Source organism: Candidatus Symbiothrix dinenymphae (genome assembly GCF_001431085.1).
Map to the genome: position 1 here is coordinate 1 of NZ_BBRU01000118.1, position 867 is coordinate 867.

The window sequence follows — 867 nt, forward strand, 5'->3', positions numbered from 1 at the left end:
TCCCAATACCAACCCAACCCCGCATTTCGAGCCTGGGTAGAGCAATCCGAAGAGCGGTGGCTAAAAGCCTTGTAGGTATGAAACGCATTGCAGCACACCACATCATAATGCCTTCCGGCAAAACATTCGATATGCACTATGCAGAATTGGATGACAACAACAGGCTCCTGGGCGTCTTCCCACTGCAAGGCGAAATGGAGCGAACAGTCTTTCACAGTGGGACAGTTCATTTGGGAAAAACAACACAATGGGCTGCCAATTTCGCATGTTCATGTGGATAGTTTTCATTACTCCGCCACAACAATCTCCACTCGCCTGTTCTTTTGCCTGTTTTCTTCGCTATTATTGGGGGCGACGGGTTCTGATGCTCCTTTGCTGGTGACTTTGACTATAATTTTGGCAGGGATACCGTGTTTGAGCAGATAGGCTTTAACTGTTTCGGCGCGCTCTTGCCCCAGAACCATATTATATTCCGGTGTCCCCTTGTTGTCGGTGTGTCCCACAATGGTGATTTTCAAATCGGGATATTTTTTTAGGATGCGTATTTTTTCATCCAGCACCTGTTTGAGCGCAGTTATGTTTGCATCCAATACTTTTTTAGCATCATCCAACAGGTCTGTCCGGTCAAATTCAAAATTTATTGGCGTTTGCAACCGTTTTTTATCTGCCGCTTTGGTTCTAATTTCTTGCACAGCAATCGTTTGCTTGTCTATCAACGTCCGGTTTCCCACCTGCTTCTCTTCGGCTCGAGTGGTACGCTTCCGAGCAACGCGGGGTGAATTGTCAGATGTGGAGAGTTGTTCAACATTGCTTTTGATGGTGTCAATTGCATGCTGAATTGGGGGAAAAACGTGCCATGGTATGTAA

Annotated in this window: 1 protein-coding gene and 1 pseudogene; one reads left to right on the forward strand and one right to left on the reverse strand. The window is 46.4% G+C overall.

Translation table 11 applies throughout. The annotated features are described in order from the left end of the window. Nucleotides 1–281, forward strand: a pseudogene (locus ASC50_RS01945) (hypothetical protein); the annotation flags it as partial. Between the two features lie 6 nt (nt 282–287). Here ASC50_RS01945 and ASC50_RS01950 read toward each other — a convergent pair. Then, on the reverse strand, nt 288–867 hold a 580-nt coding region (locus tag ASC50_RS01950; protein ID WP_056928633.1), incomplete at its 5' end, for an OmpA family protein.